A 14,194-nucleotide genomic window follows, 5' to 3' on the forward strand; every position below is an offset into this window, starting at 1 on the left:
CATTCAGCCGACTAAAATATTTACAAAAAACGAGACTATGTTACTATAAATAAGTGATTAGGAACACTGACTAGTTTTATGGATCTATTTAAAAAGTCAATATGAAGGAGCTACAAAAGAATGAAAAAAGTGAAAAAGGCGATTATACCTGCAGCGGGGTTAGGAACTAGATTTTTACCTGCTACGAAGGCAATGCCAAAAGAAATGCTGCCAATAGTGGACAAACCAACTATTCAATATATTATAGAAGAGGCCGTCAAATCTGGAATTGAAGATATCATCATCGTCACAGGAAAGAATAAACGTGCGATAGAAGATCATTTTGATAATGCCTATGAGCTTGAGAACAACTTAAGGGAAAAAGGAAAATTCGATTTATTGGATAAAGTACAATACCCATCCAATTTAGCCAATATCCATTACATTAGGCAAAAAGAGCCTAAAGGCCTTGGACATGCTGTTTGGTGTGCACGAAATTTTATTGGTGATGAACCATTTGCCGTACTTTTAGGCGATGACATCGTTCAAAGCGAAGTGCCTTCATTACGTCAATTAATCAACCAATACGATGCGACAAATTCTTCTATCATTGGCGTTCAGCCAGTAAATGAAGAAGAAACACATAGATATGGGGTCATTGACCCGTTAGCCCAAGAAGGTAGAAGATACGAAGTGAATCGTTTCGTTGAAAAACCGAAACAAGGGACGGCACCATCCAATTTAGCCATCATGGGAAGATATATACTTACACCGGAAATTTTCGATTTCTTAGCTACACAGGAAACGGGAGCTGGCGGAGAAATTCAATTGACGGATGCCATCCAAAAATTGAATGAAATCCAAAAAGTATTCGCCTACGATTTTGAGGGAAAACGCTATGATGTTGGAGTTGTGGATGGCTTTGTGAAAACTACAATTGAATTTGCCCTACAACGTCCTGAATTGAGAGACGATATTTTGAAAGAACTGGAAAATATACTCAAGATGCACAAGGCAGCAACCAAATAGTCTTTTTTATATCTGATCCAAGTGAAAAAAGCCGGCTATGATAGGCTTTTTTCACTTGTCCTTTTTCTCAAAGCAAATGAAACGATGTGAATATGGTTAATTTCAATGAATGATTTGACAGAATAATCAGTTTAATTAATGCGAAGAACCGTTTTGGAAAAGGTTAAAGATGGACTGGAAAAGGCATATCTACCATGGTTAGTCATGATAATCCTACATAATGTTTGATTACCACCAATATAATGCTTTAGCCATGAAAACATCAGAAATGCTTTTCGCTAATGAAGGTAGTTTTGAAAGGGGAAATATAATATGATTTTGGTCGTTGGCGGTGCAGGGTATATTGGAAGTCATCTTGTAAAAGAGTTAGTAAATACAGAAGAGGTTGTCATTCTAGATAATCTTTCAACAGGTTTTCGCTCACTTGTTGATTCGAAAGCAATCTTGGTAGAAGGGAATTTAGGGGACGAAGCGGTTTTGGATGAGATATTCCTTAAATACCCAATTAAAGCGGTCATGCACTTTGCTGCTAATAGCTTAGTGGGGGAGTCTGTTCAAGACCCTTATAAATACTATGATAATAATGTTGGTGCAACTCTAACATTATTGAAAACTATGATTAAGCATGATGTTAAAAATTTCATTTTTTCATCCACTGCAGCTACTTACGGGATACCAAATGTAGAGATGATTGATGAAGATCAGCCAACAAATCCGATTAATCCATATGGTCGCTCTAAATTGATGGTAGAGCAAATCTTAGGTGATTTTGCACATGCATATGGACTTCATTACGTCGTTTTACGCTACTTTAATGCGGCTGGAGCACATGAGACGGCAGAAATCGGGGAAAGCCATGATCCGGAAACACACCTGATTCCTATTATTTTACAGCATTTATTAGGTCAACGGGAAAAAATCTCCGTGTTTGGTACAGACTATGACACAGAAGATGGTACTTGCATTCGTGACTATATTCACGTTACCGATTTAGCTAAAGCTCATATAATAGCGCTTCAAGCACTATTGTCCGGGAAGAAAGATACAGCAATCTACAACCTGGGGAATGGAAAAGGATTTTCAGTAAAAGATGTAATCGACACATGTGAAAAAGTCACAGGAGTGAAACCGAACATTGAGTATGCAGACCGTCGCCCAGGAGATCCAGCTCGTCTGGTTGCTTCAGCTAATAAGATATATGAAGACCTTGGATGGAAAGCAACAATAGATTTGGAAAAGATCATTGAAAGTGCGTGGAAATGGCATAAATCTCAAATGAATTAAAGGACAATAACTAATTCAATGATAGGTTACTTGGCTTTTCCAAGTGGTGAAGAACCAAAACAACGTTTCAGTTAGGAGAACGACTTACTTTAAAGTCGTTCTTTTTTTATTTTTATTACTGATGTGCGTTCTGTTATTGGCGTTCGGAGATGAGTTACCGTTGAAACGCTGGATCGAACGCTTTAATGGTGTTGCAAACAAGTATTTGAAGTTTCCGTTATTTAAACAGCAAGGAATATGAGAGTGGGGCATAGAATTAAAAGATATTGGTACTGTAAATGAGGTGGAATTTGTAAAACCAAGTTCATTAGGAGGAAGGTAGATTGTCAAATGATATAAACAGTTACATTGACTATCCAATGGCAAAAATTCCAGGGGGAGAAATAAAGTTAAGAGACGATAGAATAAAAAGCAAATGGAAAACGGAAATAAGACCGTTTCGTCTTGCTTGTTATCCTGTAACCAGGGGTCTATACTATGACATTGCCAATAAGTCACCTCATTCTTTTCATGGAGATCTAAAACCGGTTGTGAATATTTCTTGGAATGAGGCCATTTCTTTTTGTAATCTACTTTCACAGAAAGCTGGACTGAAAGCGTGTTATTCTATAAGTAATGATGGTGAAAAAATTATATGTGATTGGGAATCAGACGGTTATCGCCTTCCTTCAGAAGCGGAGTGGCAATATGCATGTAAAGCAGGGACGACTGGTTATAGATACGGAGTGCTTGATAAGATTGCTTGGTATAGCGAAAATTCAAAGAGCAAAATCCATGAAGTAGGAAGAAAGGAACCGAATGCATGGGGTCTGTATGATATGTTAGGGAATGTTTGGGAGTGGTGTTGGGATTTATATGATGAGCAAGTGTACGGCTCCTACCGAATTTTCCGAGGAGGCAGTTGGGCTGAAGAGGCCAGGGGTTGTGGGGCTTCATGTCGGCGTCGCAGCCATCCGTCATTTTGCATAGACGACCTTGGATTCCGACTCGCCCAATCTTTTTAACTACAACAATAAACCAACCTTCGGGATTTTACAGCTCAACGATAGTTAATTGACCGCCTTCTCTTGAAGGCGGTTTACTTTTGGTGAAATAGCCTTATTTTAAGAAACATCGCAGGAGAAATATTTTAAAGCTCCCTTCAAGTCCTTTTACCAAAAAGGGATTTTAATAAGGATATAGAATTACTAATCAGAGGTTTATCATTCATTTAATAGGAGATGTTCTGTTTGAAAATGGTAAGGGTATTTCATTATGATGCATTCAGTAATAAGCCGAATAAAGGAAATCCGGCTGGTGTCGTCCTAGATACAGATGGGCTGACGGAAAAGGAAATGCAAGATATAGCAAAGAAGGTGGGGTTCAATGAAACCTCTTTTCCCATTAAATCCGATATTGCCGATCTTAGGATTCGTTATTTTACACCAGGTCACGAAATGAATCTTTGTGGACACGCCACAATGGCTACCATTCATGCACTGAAGACAAGGGGATTGTTGGATAAAAACGAGCTGAAGATTGAAACAGGAGCGGGAATATTGCCAATCAAGATCGATACGACCGCGGAGCAAGAGCTATACATAACGATGAAACAGGCCACCCCACAGTTTGAAGCGTTTAGCGGGGATAAGGGGGATTTAGCCAGTTCCCTAGGACTTGATATAGAAGATCTGGATGCGGAATTGCCAATTTTATATGGAAGTACAGGTTTATGGACTTTACTGGTTCCGATAAAAGAACGCAAAGCATTCAAAAAGATGAAGGCGAACAATAACCTGTTTCCACAAATATTAAAGGAAATGCCTAGAGCTTCTGTTCATCCCTTTTGCTTGGAAACGGATGATCAGGATGCCCATATGCATGCACGGCATTTTTCCTCCCCGTTTTCAGGTACGCTTGAGGACCCTGTTACAGGAACGGCTTCAGGTGTAATGGGAGCTTATTATGCAAAATACAAAAAGGGTGACCTTGAAAATGAATTGAACCTGTTAATAGAACAGGGAAATGAAATCGGTAAGGATGGCAGAGTTCACGTTACTGTTACAAAAAACCATGACACCTATGATATTGAAATTAGAGGGAATGCTGTTTACGTTAAAGAATTTGAAGTGGAGGTATAAGTAAGAGGAGGATGGCCGGTTGTCATTTATGATGGAAAAATATCATCTTTGAATTAGGAGCTACCTTTGGAACCTTTTGCAATTCCATCCTTATCTATGAACTTACAAATTCCACTGAGGCTTTGGGGAGCATGTGGATGTTATACTTTGTGCCATCCTTGATATTGCAATTATTTATTAGCCATTATTTTCACCCGCCAATTACTTTACATTCATGGATCACCCCTAACGCTAGGGAGCGTACTGCTACATGAAATGGAAGGTATGTTGAACCTGTAAAAACCCTGATGCTTGACTTGAAACGTCAAGCATCAGGGTTTTTATCAGTCTCCCATGCTCATCCCTTTTAAGGTTACGGCAGTCAGGAACAAGGTTATGCAAATGATTGAGGTGGATACGACAATCGCAATCGGTAAAGTCATTGGAAATCCCTCCTTTAGATGATGGTTACGCTGCTAAGATCGACCTTTGCTCCATATAAAAAGTTGTAAGTAAGTTTATTCATTGATGCTCCAGTAAAGTCGATTTTCTTTAAATCGGAAATCCGGAATTGAACATTGATGAGTGTGGCATCGCGAAATGATGCCATTTTCAATGAAGAACCCTCGAAAATGGTTTGGTTGAATGTTTCCCCGTCAAATATAAGACCAGATAAATTACAACCTTTAAAATGAGTCTTGTTATAAATGCTGTTCTTGAAAGTGACGCCTTTTAAATTAGCACTTTTAAATAAGGTACTCGTTAAATTGGCATTTTCAAAGATGCAATTATTTAAGTTACTGCTCTTAAATGTGCTGTTCGTTAGGTCAGAATGACTGAAATCAGAACCGCTTAAATCGCAGGAATTAAACTTCCCATCATGCACGGATACCGAGCGGAAGTCGGAATCCACTAAGCGTTGTCTGGAATAGTCCATGTTTATCGCCTGCTCCAGCACATTATATTGTAGATTGAGTGATTCCATCAGCTCTGATACTTCCCCAATCGAATCCACGGTCAGCTTATACGCTTCCTGCTCACTAGCACCATTCCTTTTATGGTCATTGTATTTTTCCAGTAAGTTTTGTAGCAGCTCTTCTTCCAATTCCTTTGCTGTTTTTGCACTTTCGTACGGGGCAAAAATGCTATGAACATGTGCATTCAGTTTTTCAATCATATATCATCTTCCTTCCTTATAAGAGGCGTTCTAGTATGCGCTTGGCCTGCTCCCAGTCATTTTTATTTTGTGTATAGGTGTCTTCCCCGATGGAGGTGATTTTGTAATATTTCCTTCTTCCGCCTTGTGTAGCATCTCCCCAGTAAGAGAGGATGCACCCGTCTTTTTCTAGACGTTTTAAGCTGGAATACATCGTAGCTTCCTTTATTTCATATTGCTCATTTGAACTCATGTATATCAGTTTACTGATTTCATAGCCGTATTTATCGCCACTTTGCAGGAGCTTTAGAATCATCGTATCTACATGTCCGCGAAGTAAGTCAGAGGATAGTTGTCGTTGAACCAAATCCTCACCTCCTTTGGTATATCTTATAGTATATTACTATGACAGTCAAGGTAATTTGGTTACACAAATATGTGTGCGATCAGTATATTTGGAGAGGGATTTTAAGAAATGGGAAACGAATATTTGGCGTACGACATATGAAGAAATGGAAGGTATAAATAAGCACTGATTTTCCATATATATAATAGCTTGAAGGAATTTTTTATGTTTTATAGAAGAAGTATGTGAAGAAGTGCAGGAGGCGGGAGTGTTGAATAATTCTTGGAATAAAATTATTTATAAGGTTTGGTCTCCAGTTTACGTCAAAATCTTCAACTCACATCTCTTTTTCAATGCCAGAACAAGAATATTTGAAGAGATATCATTTCACGACAAAGGAAAGATTCTCTTTGTGGGTGTAGGAACGGGGGCAGATTTAGAGTTAATCAAGCATCTTGACCTTGAGGTTACAGCGATCGACCTTTCACCTGATATGCTGAAAAGGGCGAAGGGGAAATATAAAAATACTTCGATCACTTTTTTAGAGATGGATGCACAGAATATGAAATTTAATAATGAATCGTTTGATTATATAGTTGGAAGTTTGATCCTTTCCGTCGTACCTGATGCAAAAGAATGTCTTCGGGAAATGAGCAGGGTTTTAAAAAAAGACGGGAAAATCATTCTATTCGATAAATTCATCTCTAATGATGAAAAGCCTTCATTCCCCAAAAGGCTTGTGAGACCCATCATTAGATTTTTAGGTACAGATATTGGCTTGCGATTTGAAGACTTGTTCAGCAGGCATGATAAGAATATGAAAATTGAAGAAGACCGAGCGATTATGCTGAATGGCATGTATAGAAAGATCATAATCAATAAACGAAAATAATCAGCTAATTTAATTTTATTATCTTTGTGAAAAGGAGTGGAAGGTATGAAATTCCCATCAAAAAAAGATTGGTGGATGTATCCCATTTTTCTTGGAATATTCTTGGCGGTTCTCTCACCGGCAGTTTTGGATAAAGACTTCGCAAGTCTATGGGTCGGCATTCCCGTCATCTGTTTACTTCTCTGGGTTTGGTTCACGACTTATTATGTCATTGAAGGTAAAACCTTAATCATTCGGTCGGCATTCATCCATAAAACCATTTCCATCCATGATATCAAATCGATTGATAGGTCCTTTAACCCTTTATCCTCTCCAGCTCTTTCACTTGACCGTTTAAAAATACAATATGGCATTCATCATACTGCCCTCATCTCCTTTAAATCGAGAGGATTTCATTGAAGAACTATTGAAGCTGAATCCTTCAATACGGAGTAGCGTGAATGAATAGAATTTACTAAATTTCACAAATAGTAGTGTAGCCATGATAAAAGGTCTTTAAGAAGCACATTTACCAGTGTGTGATCTTGATGTCTCCATTGGATTTTATAAAAAGAATGTATAATTAAAATGTGGGATTTAATGGGAGAAGGTGATGGTTTTGTCGGAGACGATTACAACCTATGAAGATGTTTTAAATATGCTAGACTCGTTATTGCGTGAGCCAACTGCATTCTGGGATGGTTTTTATGAAAACCGTGAAAAGAAGATTCCCTTTTTTGAAAACCTCCCTGATGAGAATTTGATTCATTACTTTGATAGTGAATTACTTGGTTCAGGAAGGGTTCTTGAGCTTGGGTGCGGCCCTGGAAGAAATGCTATTTACCTTGCTCAAAAGGGGTGTTCTGTTGATGCGGTGGATCTTTCAAAAGAAGCCTTGGAATGGGGAAAAGAACGAGCGGCAGAAAAGAAAGTGCATGTGAACTTCATTCAAAGAAACATATTTGAGCTGGAAGTTGAGGAAGGGCAATATGACTTCGTCTATGATTCAGGCTGTTTTCATCATATTGCTCCACATCGAAGGATTAATTATTTGGAGATGGTGAAAAAGGCGTTAAAGCCAAAAGGATTGTACTCGATTATTTGTTTTGTTGAAGGCGGTATATTAGGTGGTGCCGATATTTCAGATTGGGAGGTATATAGGCAAAGAAGCCTTAAAGGCGGATTGGGTTTTAGTGAAGAAAAAATTAAAACAATCTTTAAGGACTTTGAAGTGGTGGAAATACGTAAAATGAGGAATATGGAACAATCAAAAGAAGCCTTTGGGGTACAAGGTTTATGGACGGGTTTATTTATGAAAAAGTAATTCTTGAGATAGGAGAAATGGTGATAAGATGGAGTTATGAGGTTGGGGATAGCTTGGCTGAATGTCACCAAAAGGGGATCTGGAGCAGATCCTTTTTTTGCGTTTTAAAGAGGAGGGGGATGAAAAAGGTTGATTTGTTAACTAAAATAAAAAATGGTAAACTATAACAATAAATGAAGTGAATCAAAATGCTGCAATCCTTGGGGGGGACTTGATTTACCAGATAAATAGAAAAAGAGCAGAACCTTTTTTTTTTTTCTAAATCGGTGATTTTATGGTTTTCAAAAGCAGCTGAGAAGGTATATGGAAAGAGGGCTGTTACCCTTTCAAAACCCTGATAATGGCCGATTCAGTCTTGAGAGCGTTAAATGTATCGTGTGCCGAGACCATTTGGAATACTAAAAAAATAAATAGGTGGAGAAGTCTATGCATAGAAATAAAGAGCTATATTCCTTTTTATTAGGTAAGGCAACACAAATGACTGAGGATTGGTACGCAACATTGAATAAAAATGATAAGGCGGGGGTTTATAGCTCACCTGATCCCCAAGTTATAAAGAAACTGAAACAGCAAAATAATGAATTCCACTTACATTTCTTTCAAATCTTCGTTACAGAGGAAAGGGAGTTCTTTAAGCATCTTGATGGTTGGATTGAAGATATCGGTAAGGATGAGCAACATTTAAAAACACCCGTATATTTCATATTGAGGGAATTTTTTCGAACGCAAGAGCAATACTTGGATTATATTGACCAATTTGTTGCATTGCATGAAGAGGAATATACACAAGAGGAAATAAACTCCTGGTATCGGATAGTGATCAAGGTTTTCAGTGAAGTGATGGAGAAGTTTACGGAAGCAAATCATAGATATGCCAATAAAATAATGAAAGCCCAACAGGCAACGATTGATGAATTGAGCTCTCCCATCATATCCCTTAAAGATAATACAGCATTGCTCCCATTGATTGGTGATATAGACACGGCGAGGGGCATGTCCTTGCTTGAAAACACCTTACAAAAGTGCGCTGAAAAAAATGTCACTAGGCTTTTCATTGACCTATCGGGCGTTCATGCGATAGATAGTGTATCTGCTCATCAACTGTCACAATTGATTGAATCCCTGCATCTGCTTGGAATCCATACAACCCTTTCAGGACTACGACCGGAAATAGCCATAACGGCAGTCAAGCTTCAATTGCCTTTTGATAAAGTGACGATAAAATCCACGCTTGCCCAAGCGATTAATACCATTAAATAATACATACGTAATCATGTCCTTGGGATGCTCGCTTTTGTGAAAATTAAGGTTTCATAAGCTTCAATGAGAAGGCCGCCATTTGGCGGTTTTTTTATCAGTAAAAGCTAGAATGATAGGATACTTAAGGCCGCGCTCTCATTATACTTACAGTTGCGAGTAAGATGTCACGGATTTTATTTCTAATGAATTGGAAGAACCTGACCAGCTGAGTTGAGGGAACATAAAATAACGGATAATAATAACATTCTAAGTAGTATCCGCGGAAATACTGCTAGCGTTGGGTGTCAAAAAATAATCGGTAGTTGGACCTGCTCTATTAAGTCTCCCTACAAATAGAGCAGGAAAGAGTGATACGGCATAGCTTATTCAATATTAGCAAACACGGCTAGATCTTCTTTATTACCGACGACTAAAAGCATATCTTTTTCATGAATATTGTGATCAGGTGATGGTGCTATGATAATTTCACCATTACTCACGATGGCAATGACGCTGATATTATACTTTGCACGTAAATCAAGCTCTCTGAGGCTTTTTCCCTTCATGCTCATGGGGAGGATGATTTCCTCGATATTGTATTCTTTAGAGAGTTCTATATAGTTCAACATGTTAGGGGACAGGAGCTGATTCGCGACCCGTTCCCCCATATCCCTCTCAGGATAGATGACCCAGTCAGCACCAACCTTGGTGAGCACTTGACCGTGATTTTTATTAAGGGCTTTGGCAATGACTTTTTCGACACCCAGCTCTTTTAAAAGCAAGGTGGTTAAAATGCTGGATTGCATATCATTCCCGATGGCTACGATGACACAATCAAAATTACGGATCCCCATGGACTTCAATGCCTCTTCTTCAGTGGTATCCGCAATGACCGCATGGGTAACGCTTAATTCTGCATTCTCGACTCTTTCCTCGCTGATATCAATCCCCAATACCTCTTGACCGGCCGTATACAATCTATGGGCCACACTCGTTCCGAATCTACCTAAACCGATAACGGCATATTGTCGTTTTCCCATCTTTTTCACTCCTTCATTTATGATTACCCAATCATGATTTTCCCTTTTGGCCGACGGAATGGATCTGGTTTACGCCTCATTGCGATAGCAAAGGCAATAGTCAAAGGACCCACCCTGCCTGCAAACATCGTGAATATGATGAGCATCCGGCCAACCGGTGATAATTCGGGTGTCAAACCCATTGAAAGTCCCACGGTGGCGAATGCTGAAGTGGCTTCAAATAAAATCATCAAGAAATCACTTCCGCTTTCAGTGATGGTCAGCAGAATGGTGATTATGGAAACGATGAATACGCCAATGAATGTAACGGATAACGCTTTAAAGACCGTTTCACTCACAATGCGGTGACGGTATAATACCACATCACCCTTTCCTGTAATTTGTGACCAGACCGTTCCGACGAGCGTCGCTAATGTGGTTGTTTTAATCCCGCCGCCAGTCGATCCAGGTGAAGCCCCAACGAACATCAAGAAAATGATGAGCAGTAATGTGGGCTGCGTTAAATCAGGGATATTCAGCGTATTGGAGCCTGCTGTCCTTGGTGAAACCGATTGAAATAGAGACGATAACGTTTTACCCATGAAAGATAAAGGCTGCAATGTTTTGGCATTACCGAATTCAAATAAAAAGATTAAAATGGCACCGCCTATTGTAAGGATCAAGCTAGTCATCAATACAACCTTCGTATGTATGGATAAACGATGGGTATCATGATATTCGTATAGTTCATTCATCACGATAAAACCTATTCCGCCAAACGTGATCAGGAAGGCGACCGTTAGGGTTACGAATGGATCCGATACATAAGGGGTCAAACTCTTGAATTCTCCCATTAAATCAAATCCGGCATTATTGAAATTCGATATGGAATGAAAAACCCCGTAATAGATCGCTTTGCCGATTGGCATGTCAAAAGAAAAGCGAATCGATAAGATGATGGCACCGATGCCTTCAATGATGCCTGTGAAAATTAAAAGCCGTTTTACTAACTTGACTATACCTGCCATGGATAGATTATTTAAGGACTCCTGCAAGAGTAACCTGCCTTTTAAAGAAATCCTTTTGCCTAAAAGGAAAAAGAAAAACGTAGCAAATGACATGAATCCTAAGCCGCCTATCTGAATCAGTGTTAAGATGACCAATTCACCAAAGGTGGTGAAAGTCGTTCCCGTATCCACTACGACAAGCCCTGTTACACATGTAGCGGAGGTTGAGGTGAATAAAGCATCCAGAAAAGCAAGACCATTTCCATTTTCAGTGGAAATCGGCAGGGTCAGCAAATAGGCCCCAATAAGTATCAAGGTGGCAAAGCCGAGTACAAGGATTTTTGGCGGATCCAATAATTTTTTTGTCATATTCAAATGATCATCCCTACCCATAAAAATATTGTTTAAAACTGTATGAATATCTTAACCATCAATCTTCTTTCCACAATTTTTTTTAAGGCATAATAAAAAGACCTACGAAAACATCACAGTTAATTTGCCACAAAAAGCGTGAAAAAAAACTCTCGATATAGGCGGTCTTATGACCTCCTTCGCTTTAGCCGACGAAGTTAGCTGACGGGTAGGATGGCGAAAGAGCAAATCTCATCCCTTCTGCAAGGCAGAATTAACCCCAAATAAGTGGGTCCTCCGTACTCAATTTCCTTGAGTCTTGGCCGAATTCTATTAAATTGATAAACGTATTCTACTCCCATCATTTAGCAGTTGTAAACCCCTATATTGTAAAAAAATATTTCTTTAACAAAACTGAAAATTTACGTTTTATTTACATTTTGAAAACGTATTGACAAATATTAGTTAGCACATTATGATAGGTTCGATTAAATCAAAAATGACAATCAGAATCGATGTACGATATACAGCATTTTCAAGTAGAACAATATATAAAATTACTTTTGGGAATGATAAAGCAATTCATTCGTATTTAAAAAGTTTTTGACATTTCATAAAAAAGGCGGGCAAATATGGAGAAGACGTACAATAGATATGTTATTAACGCGACAGGCAAAGGCGGGCAGACATATTTAACACAATGCCAGGATAAAGATGCACTAAAAAAATGGATAGCCGATCATGAGGATCAAATCATAATGAAAGAGTTAAGGATAACGGATAAGAAAAAGAACCCTTTTTTAAAATTGTTTTCTCTAAGGTAAAATCCTTGAATCCCACCATTCTTTAGGCGGCATTTTTTTATTAATTCCTGCGTTATGGCCAGGAACCTTGAAGCCGAGGAATCCATATCTTGTTTCGCTTTAAAACCCCATTTATATAAAATGGGGTTTTTTGCGTGCAAAATCGTATTATTTACAATATTATCCTATTGATGTTAAAATTTAGATGAAAACAGTGGTGAAGGGATCGCTTTCCAACCATGTTTATTGAGGGCAGTCTCCTAGCATTACGGTGGCACCAAGAAATATGATCTCGTCCACAAGATGCTTCTCTTGGGAACGGGATTTTTTTATTGCTTATATACCTCATTACGTTTAAAGGAGAGGAAACGTTGACATTCAAACATGTATTCATATCTTGGAAATATCCTTCGATCCTATTGTGCGGAATCGGAATTTCAAACTTCGGTGCATGGGTTTATTTTATCGCTCTCAATTTAATCATTCTGGATATGACGAATTCAGCCTTAGCGGTGGCTGGACTTTATATCGTTAAACCGATGGCTTCATTATTCACGAATGTGTGGGCAGGAAGCGTGATCGACAGGATAAATAAGCGGAATCTAATGGTGGCACTTGACCTATTTCGAACGGTATTCCTAGCTTTGCTGCCAACGATTTCTTCAATTTGGGTCATTTATTCCGTTGTCTTCGTGATCAATATGGCCGGGACCATGTTTGTAACAACATCAAGGTCGTATATCACAAAATTAATACCCGTAGAACAGAGAAAACGATTTAACTCATTGCGAAGCTTAATCGATTCTGGAGCTTTTTTGATTGGGCCAGCGATAGCGGGTATTCTTTTCTTGATCGGCACACCGGTCTTGGCCATCTATATGAACGCAGCAGCCTTATTGCTATCAGGCATCATAACTCTATTTATGCCCAACCTTGAAAAGGGACATTCCTTTGAACAATCCGATCGTTACCTGTCTTGGACCATCATGAAAAAGGATTGGGGGATCGTGCTGAACTTCAGCCGTAAATTTTCTTATATCATGCTCATTTATTTCTTTTTCAGCTGTATGGTCGTAATGGAAACGGCCATAGACTCCCAAGAAGCGGCGTTTGCCAAGGCCGTGCTCCTTTTGTCTGACAGCGATTATGGTTTCCTTGTAAGTATAGCCGGGGCAGGCATCATAGCAGGTGCGATCGTCAATGCTGTATCCATCAGCAAAGTGCAAATATCGTATCTAATTGGCCTGGGATCCTTATTTGTCTCAATAGGTTATATGATCTTTGCTTTTTCAACTTCGTTTACGATAGCGGCCATTGGATTTTTCATTATTGCCTTTTCACTGGCTTTTGCCAACACAGGTTTTCAAACATTTTATCAAAACAACATTCCAGTGGAAATCATGGGGAGGGTCGGAAGTATTTTTGGACTGTTAGAAGCATTGTTGATCATCATGACCACCGCAATAGTTGGAATTTCAGCTCATTTCATTTCGATTCGGTTCGTGGTGATCTCAGGTTCCGTGATCATGTTCGCTCTATCGATATTATTGTCCATGCTTAGCATGAAGACCTCGAAGAGCAGGTATTATCATATTGGTAATGTAGAGGCAAATGCGGAGGAAAAGAGATAAGTGTAAAGAGTGTATCCCATTTTAAAGGCATGTTAATGGAACATGCCTTTTATGAA

The 14,194-nt window shown here is 38.9% G+C and carries 14 protein-coding genes, 1 pseudogene and 1 riboswitch; of the genes and pseudogenes, 11 read left to right on the forward strand and 4 right to left on the reverse strand.

What is annotated here, in order from left to right; genetic code table 11:
• Nucleotides 1-120 precede the first annotated feature (120 nt).
• The 5 genes and pseudogenes from galU to LQ203_RS13715 form a co-directional block, all read left to right on the forward strand.
• Nucleotides 121-1,008 carry a UTP--glucose-1-phosphate uridylyltransferase GalU gene (gene galU, locus LQ203_RS13695; protein WP_230158923.1) on the forward strand — a complete coding sequence of 296 codons (888 nt, stop codon included), beginning with the start codon at nt 121-123 and terminating at the stop codon, nt 1,006-1,008.
• Between the two features lie 312 nt (nt 1,009-1,320).
• The gene (gene galE / locus LQ203_RS13700; protein ID WP_230158924.1) at nt 1,321-2,292 is read left to right on the forward strand and encodes a UDP-glucose 4-epimerase GalE; all 972 of its coding nucleotides are present in this window, start codon (nt 1,321-1,323) and stop codon (nt 2,290-2,292) included.
• Nucleotides 2,293-2,651: 359 nt separating this feature from the next.
• Nucleotides 2,652-3,296, forward strand: a complete 645-nt coding sequence (locus LQ203_RS13705; protein ID WP_230158968.1) for an SUMF1/EgtB/PvdO family nonheme iron enzyme — start codon at nt 2,652-2,654, stop codon at nt 3,294-3,296.
• A gap of 225 nt (nt 3,297-3,521) precedes the next feature.
• Nucleotides 3,522-4,412 carry a PhzF family phenazine biosynthesis protein gene (locus LQ203_RS13710; RefSeq protein WP_230158926.1) on the forward strand — a complete coding sequence of 297 codons (891 nt, stop codon included), beginning with the start codon at nt 3,522-3,524 and terminating at the stop codon, nt 4,410-4,412.
• A gap of 41 nt (nt 4,413-4,453) precedes the next feature.
• Nucleotides 4,454-4,585 (forward strand): annotated as a pseudogene (locus tag LQ203_RS13715) (MFS transporter); the annotation flags it as partial.
• A 263-nt stretch (nt 4,586-4,848) separates the two neighbouring features.
• Here LQ203_RS13715 and LQ203_RS13720 read toward each other — a convergent pair.
• Both LQ203_RS13720 and LQ203_RS13725 read right to left on the reverse strand, forming a co-directional pair.
• On the reverse strand, nt 4,849-5,568 hold the full coding sequence (locus LQ203_RS13720) for a pentapeptide repeat-containing protein (RefSeq protein ID WP_230158928.1): 720 nt from the start codon (nt 5,566-5,568) through the stop codon (nt 4,849-4,851).
• A gap of 16 nt (nt 5,569-5,584) precedes the next feature.
• A complete protein-coding gene (locus LQ203_RS13725) occupies nt 5,585-5,914 on the reverse strand; it encodes a PadR family transcriptional regulator (RefSeq protein ID WP_230158929.1) in 330 nt (109 codons plus the stop codon).
• Between the two features lie 250 nt (nt 5,915-6,164).
• Between LQ203_RS13725 and LQ203_RS13730 the strand changes: the two genes are divergently transcribed.
• From LQ203_RS13730 to LQ203_RS13745, 4 genes are all read left to right on the forward strand, one after another.
• Nucleotides 6,165-6,785, forward strand: coding sequence for a class I SAM-dependent methyltransferase (locus LQ203_RS13730; RefSeq protein ID WP_230158931.1), 621 nt, complete (start codon nt 6,165-6,167; stop codon nt 6,783-6,785).
• Nucleotides 6,786-6,830: 45 nt separating this feature from the next.
• Nucleotides 6,831-7,184 carry a PH domain-containing protein gene (locus LQ203_RS13735; RefSeq protein WP_230158932.1) on the forward strand — a complete coding sequence of 118 codons (354 nt, stop codon included), beginning with the start codon at nt 6,831-6,833 and terminating at the stop codon, nt 7,182-7,184.
• A gap of 199 nt (nt 7,185-7,383) precedes the next feature.
• Nucleotides 7,384-8,088, forward strand: a complete 705-nt coding sequence (locus LQ203_RS13740; protein ID WP_230158934.1) for a class I SAM-dependent methyltransferase — start codon at nt 7,384-7,386, stop codon at nt 8,086-8,088.
• Nucleotides 8,089-8,514: 426 nt separating this feature from the next.
• Entirely contained in the window at nt 8,515-9,348 is an 834-nt protein-coding gene (locus LQ203_RS13745) for an STAS domain-containing protein (protein WP_230158936.1), read from the forward strand.
• Nucleotides 9,349-9,710: 362 nt separating this feature from the next.
• Here the strand turns inward: LQ203_RS13745 and LQ203_RS13750 are convergent, their stop codons facing one another.
• Together LQ203_RS13750 and LQ203_RS13755 are read right to left on the reverse strand one after the other, a co-directional pair.
• A complete protein-coding gene (locus LQ203_RS13750; protein ID WP_230158937.1) occupies nt 9,711-10,367 on the reverse strand; it encodes a TrkA family potassium uptake protein in 657 nt (218 codons plus the stop codon).
• A gap of 23 nt (nt 10,368-10,390) precedes the next feature.
• Nucleotides 10,391-11,722 (reverse strand): TrkH family potassium uptake protein, encoded by a 1,332-nt coding sequence (locus LQ203_RS13755; RefSeq protein WP_230158938.1) that lies wholly within the window; start codon nt 11,720-11,722, stop codon nt 10,391-10,393.
• Nucleotides 11,723-11,896: 174 nt separating this feature from the next.
• Nucleotides 11,897-12,039, reverse strand: a riboswitch (cyclic di-AMP (ydaO/yuaA leader).
• A gap of 297 nt (nt 12,040-12,336) precedes the next feature.
• Between LQ203_RS13755 and LQ203_RS13760 the strand changes: the two genes are divergently transcribed.
• Together LQ203_RS13760 and LQ203_RS13765 are read left to right on the forward strand one after the other, a co-directional pair.
• On the forward strand, nt 12,337-12,528 hold the full coding sequence (locus tag LQ203_RS13760) for a hypothetical protein (protein WP_230158939.1): 192 nt from the start codon (nt 12,337-12,339) through the stop codon (nt 12,526-12,528).
• A gap of 350 nt (nt 12,529-12,878) precedes the next feature.
• The gene (locus tag LQ203_RS13765) at nt 12,879-14,138 is read left to right on the forward strand and encodes an MFS transporter (protein WP_230158940.1); all 1,260 of its coding nucleotides are present in this window, start codon (nt 12,879-12,881) and stop codon (nt 14,136-14,138) included.
• Nucleotides 14,139-14,194: the final 56 nt, after the last annotated feature.

Origin of the sequence: Peribacillus sp. Bi96 (genome assembly GCF_918698115.1) — a bacterium.
GTDB lineage: Bacteria > Bacillota > Bacilli > Bacillales > DSM-1321 > Peribacillus.

Bases quoted from the DNA above. Each gene is read 5' to 3' on its own strand.
- LQ203_RS13755 (WP_230158938.1), bottom strand. From the start codon at position 11,722: ATGACAAAAAAATTATTGGATCCGCCAAAAATCCTTGTACTCGGCTTT.
- galU (WP_230158923.1), top strand. From the start codon at position 121: ATGAAAAAAGTGAAAAAGGCGATTATACCTGCAGCGGGGTTAGGAACT.
- LQ203_RS13750 (WP_230158937.1), bottom strand. From the start codon at position 10,367: ATGGGAAAACGACAATATGCCGTTATCGGTTTAGGTAGATTCGGAACG.
- LQ203_RS13720 (WP_230158928.1), bottom strand. From the start codon at position 5,568: ATGATTGAAAAACTGAATGCACATGTTCATAGCATTTTTGCCCCGTAC.
- LQ203_RS13760 (WP_230158939.1), top strand. From the start codon at position 12,337: ATGGAGAAGACGTACAATAGATATGTTATTAACGCGACAGGCAAAGGC.
- LQ203_RS13735 (WP_230158932.1), top strand. From the start codon at position 6,831: ATGAAATTCCCATCAAAAAAAGATTGGTGGATGTATCCCATTTTTCTT.
- galE (WP_230158924.1), top strand. From the start codon at position 1,321: ATGATTTTGGTCGTTGGCGGTGCAGGGTATATTGGAAGTCATCTTGTA.
- LQ203_RS13745 (WP_230158936.1), top strand. From the start codon at position 8,515: ATGCATAGAAATAAAGAGCTATATTCCTTTTTATTAGGTAAGGCAACA.
- LQ203_RS13705 (WP_230158968.1), top strand. From the start codon at position 2,652: ATGGCAAAAATTCCAGGGGGAGAAATAAAGTTAAGAGACGATAGAATA.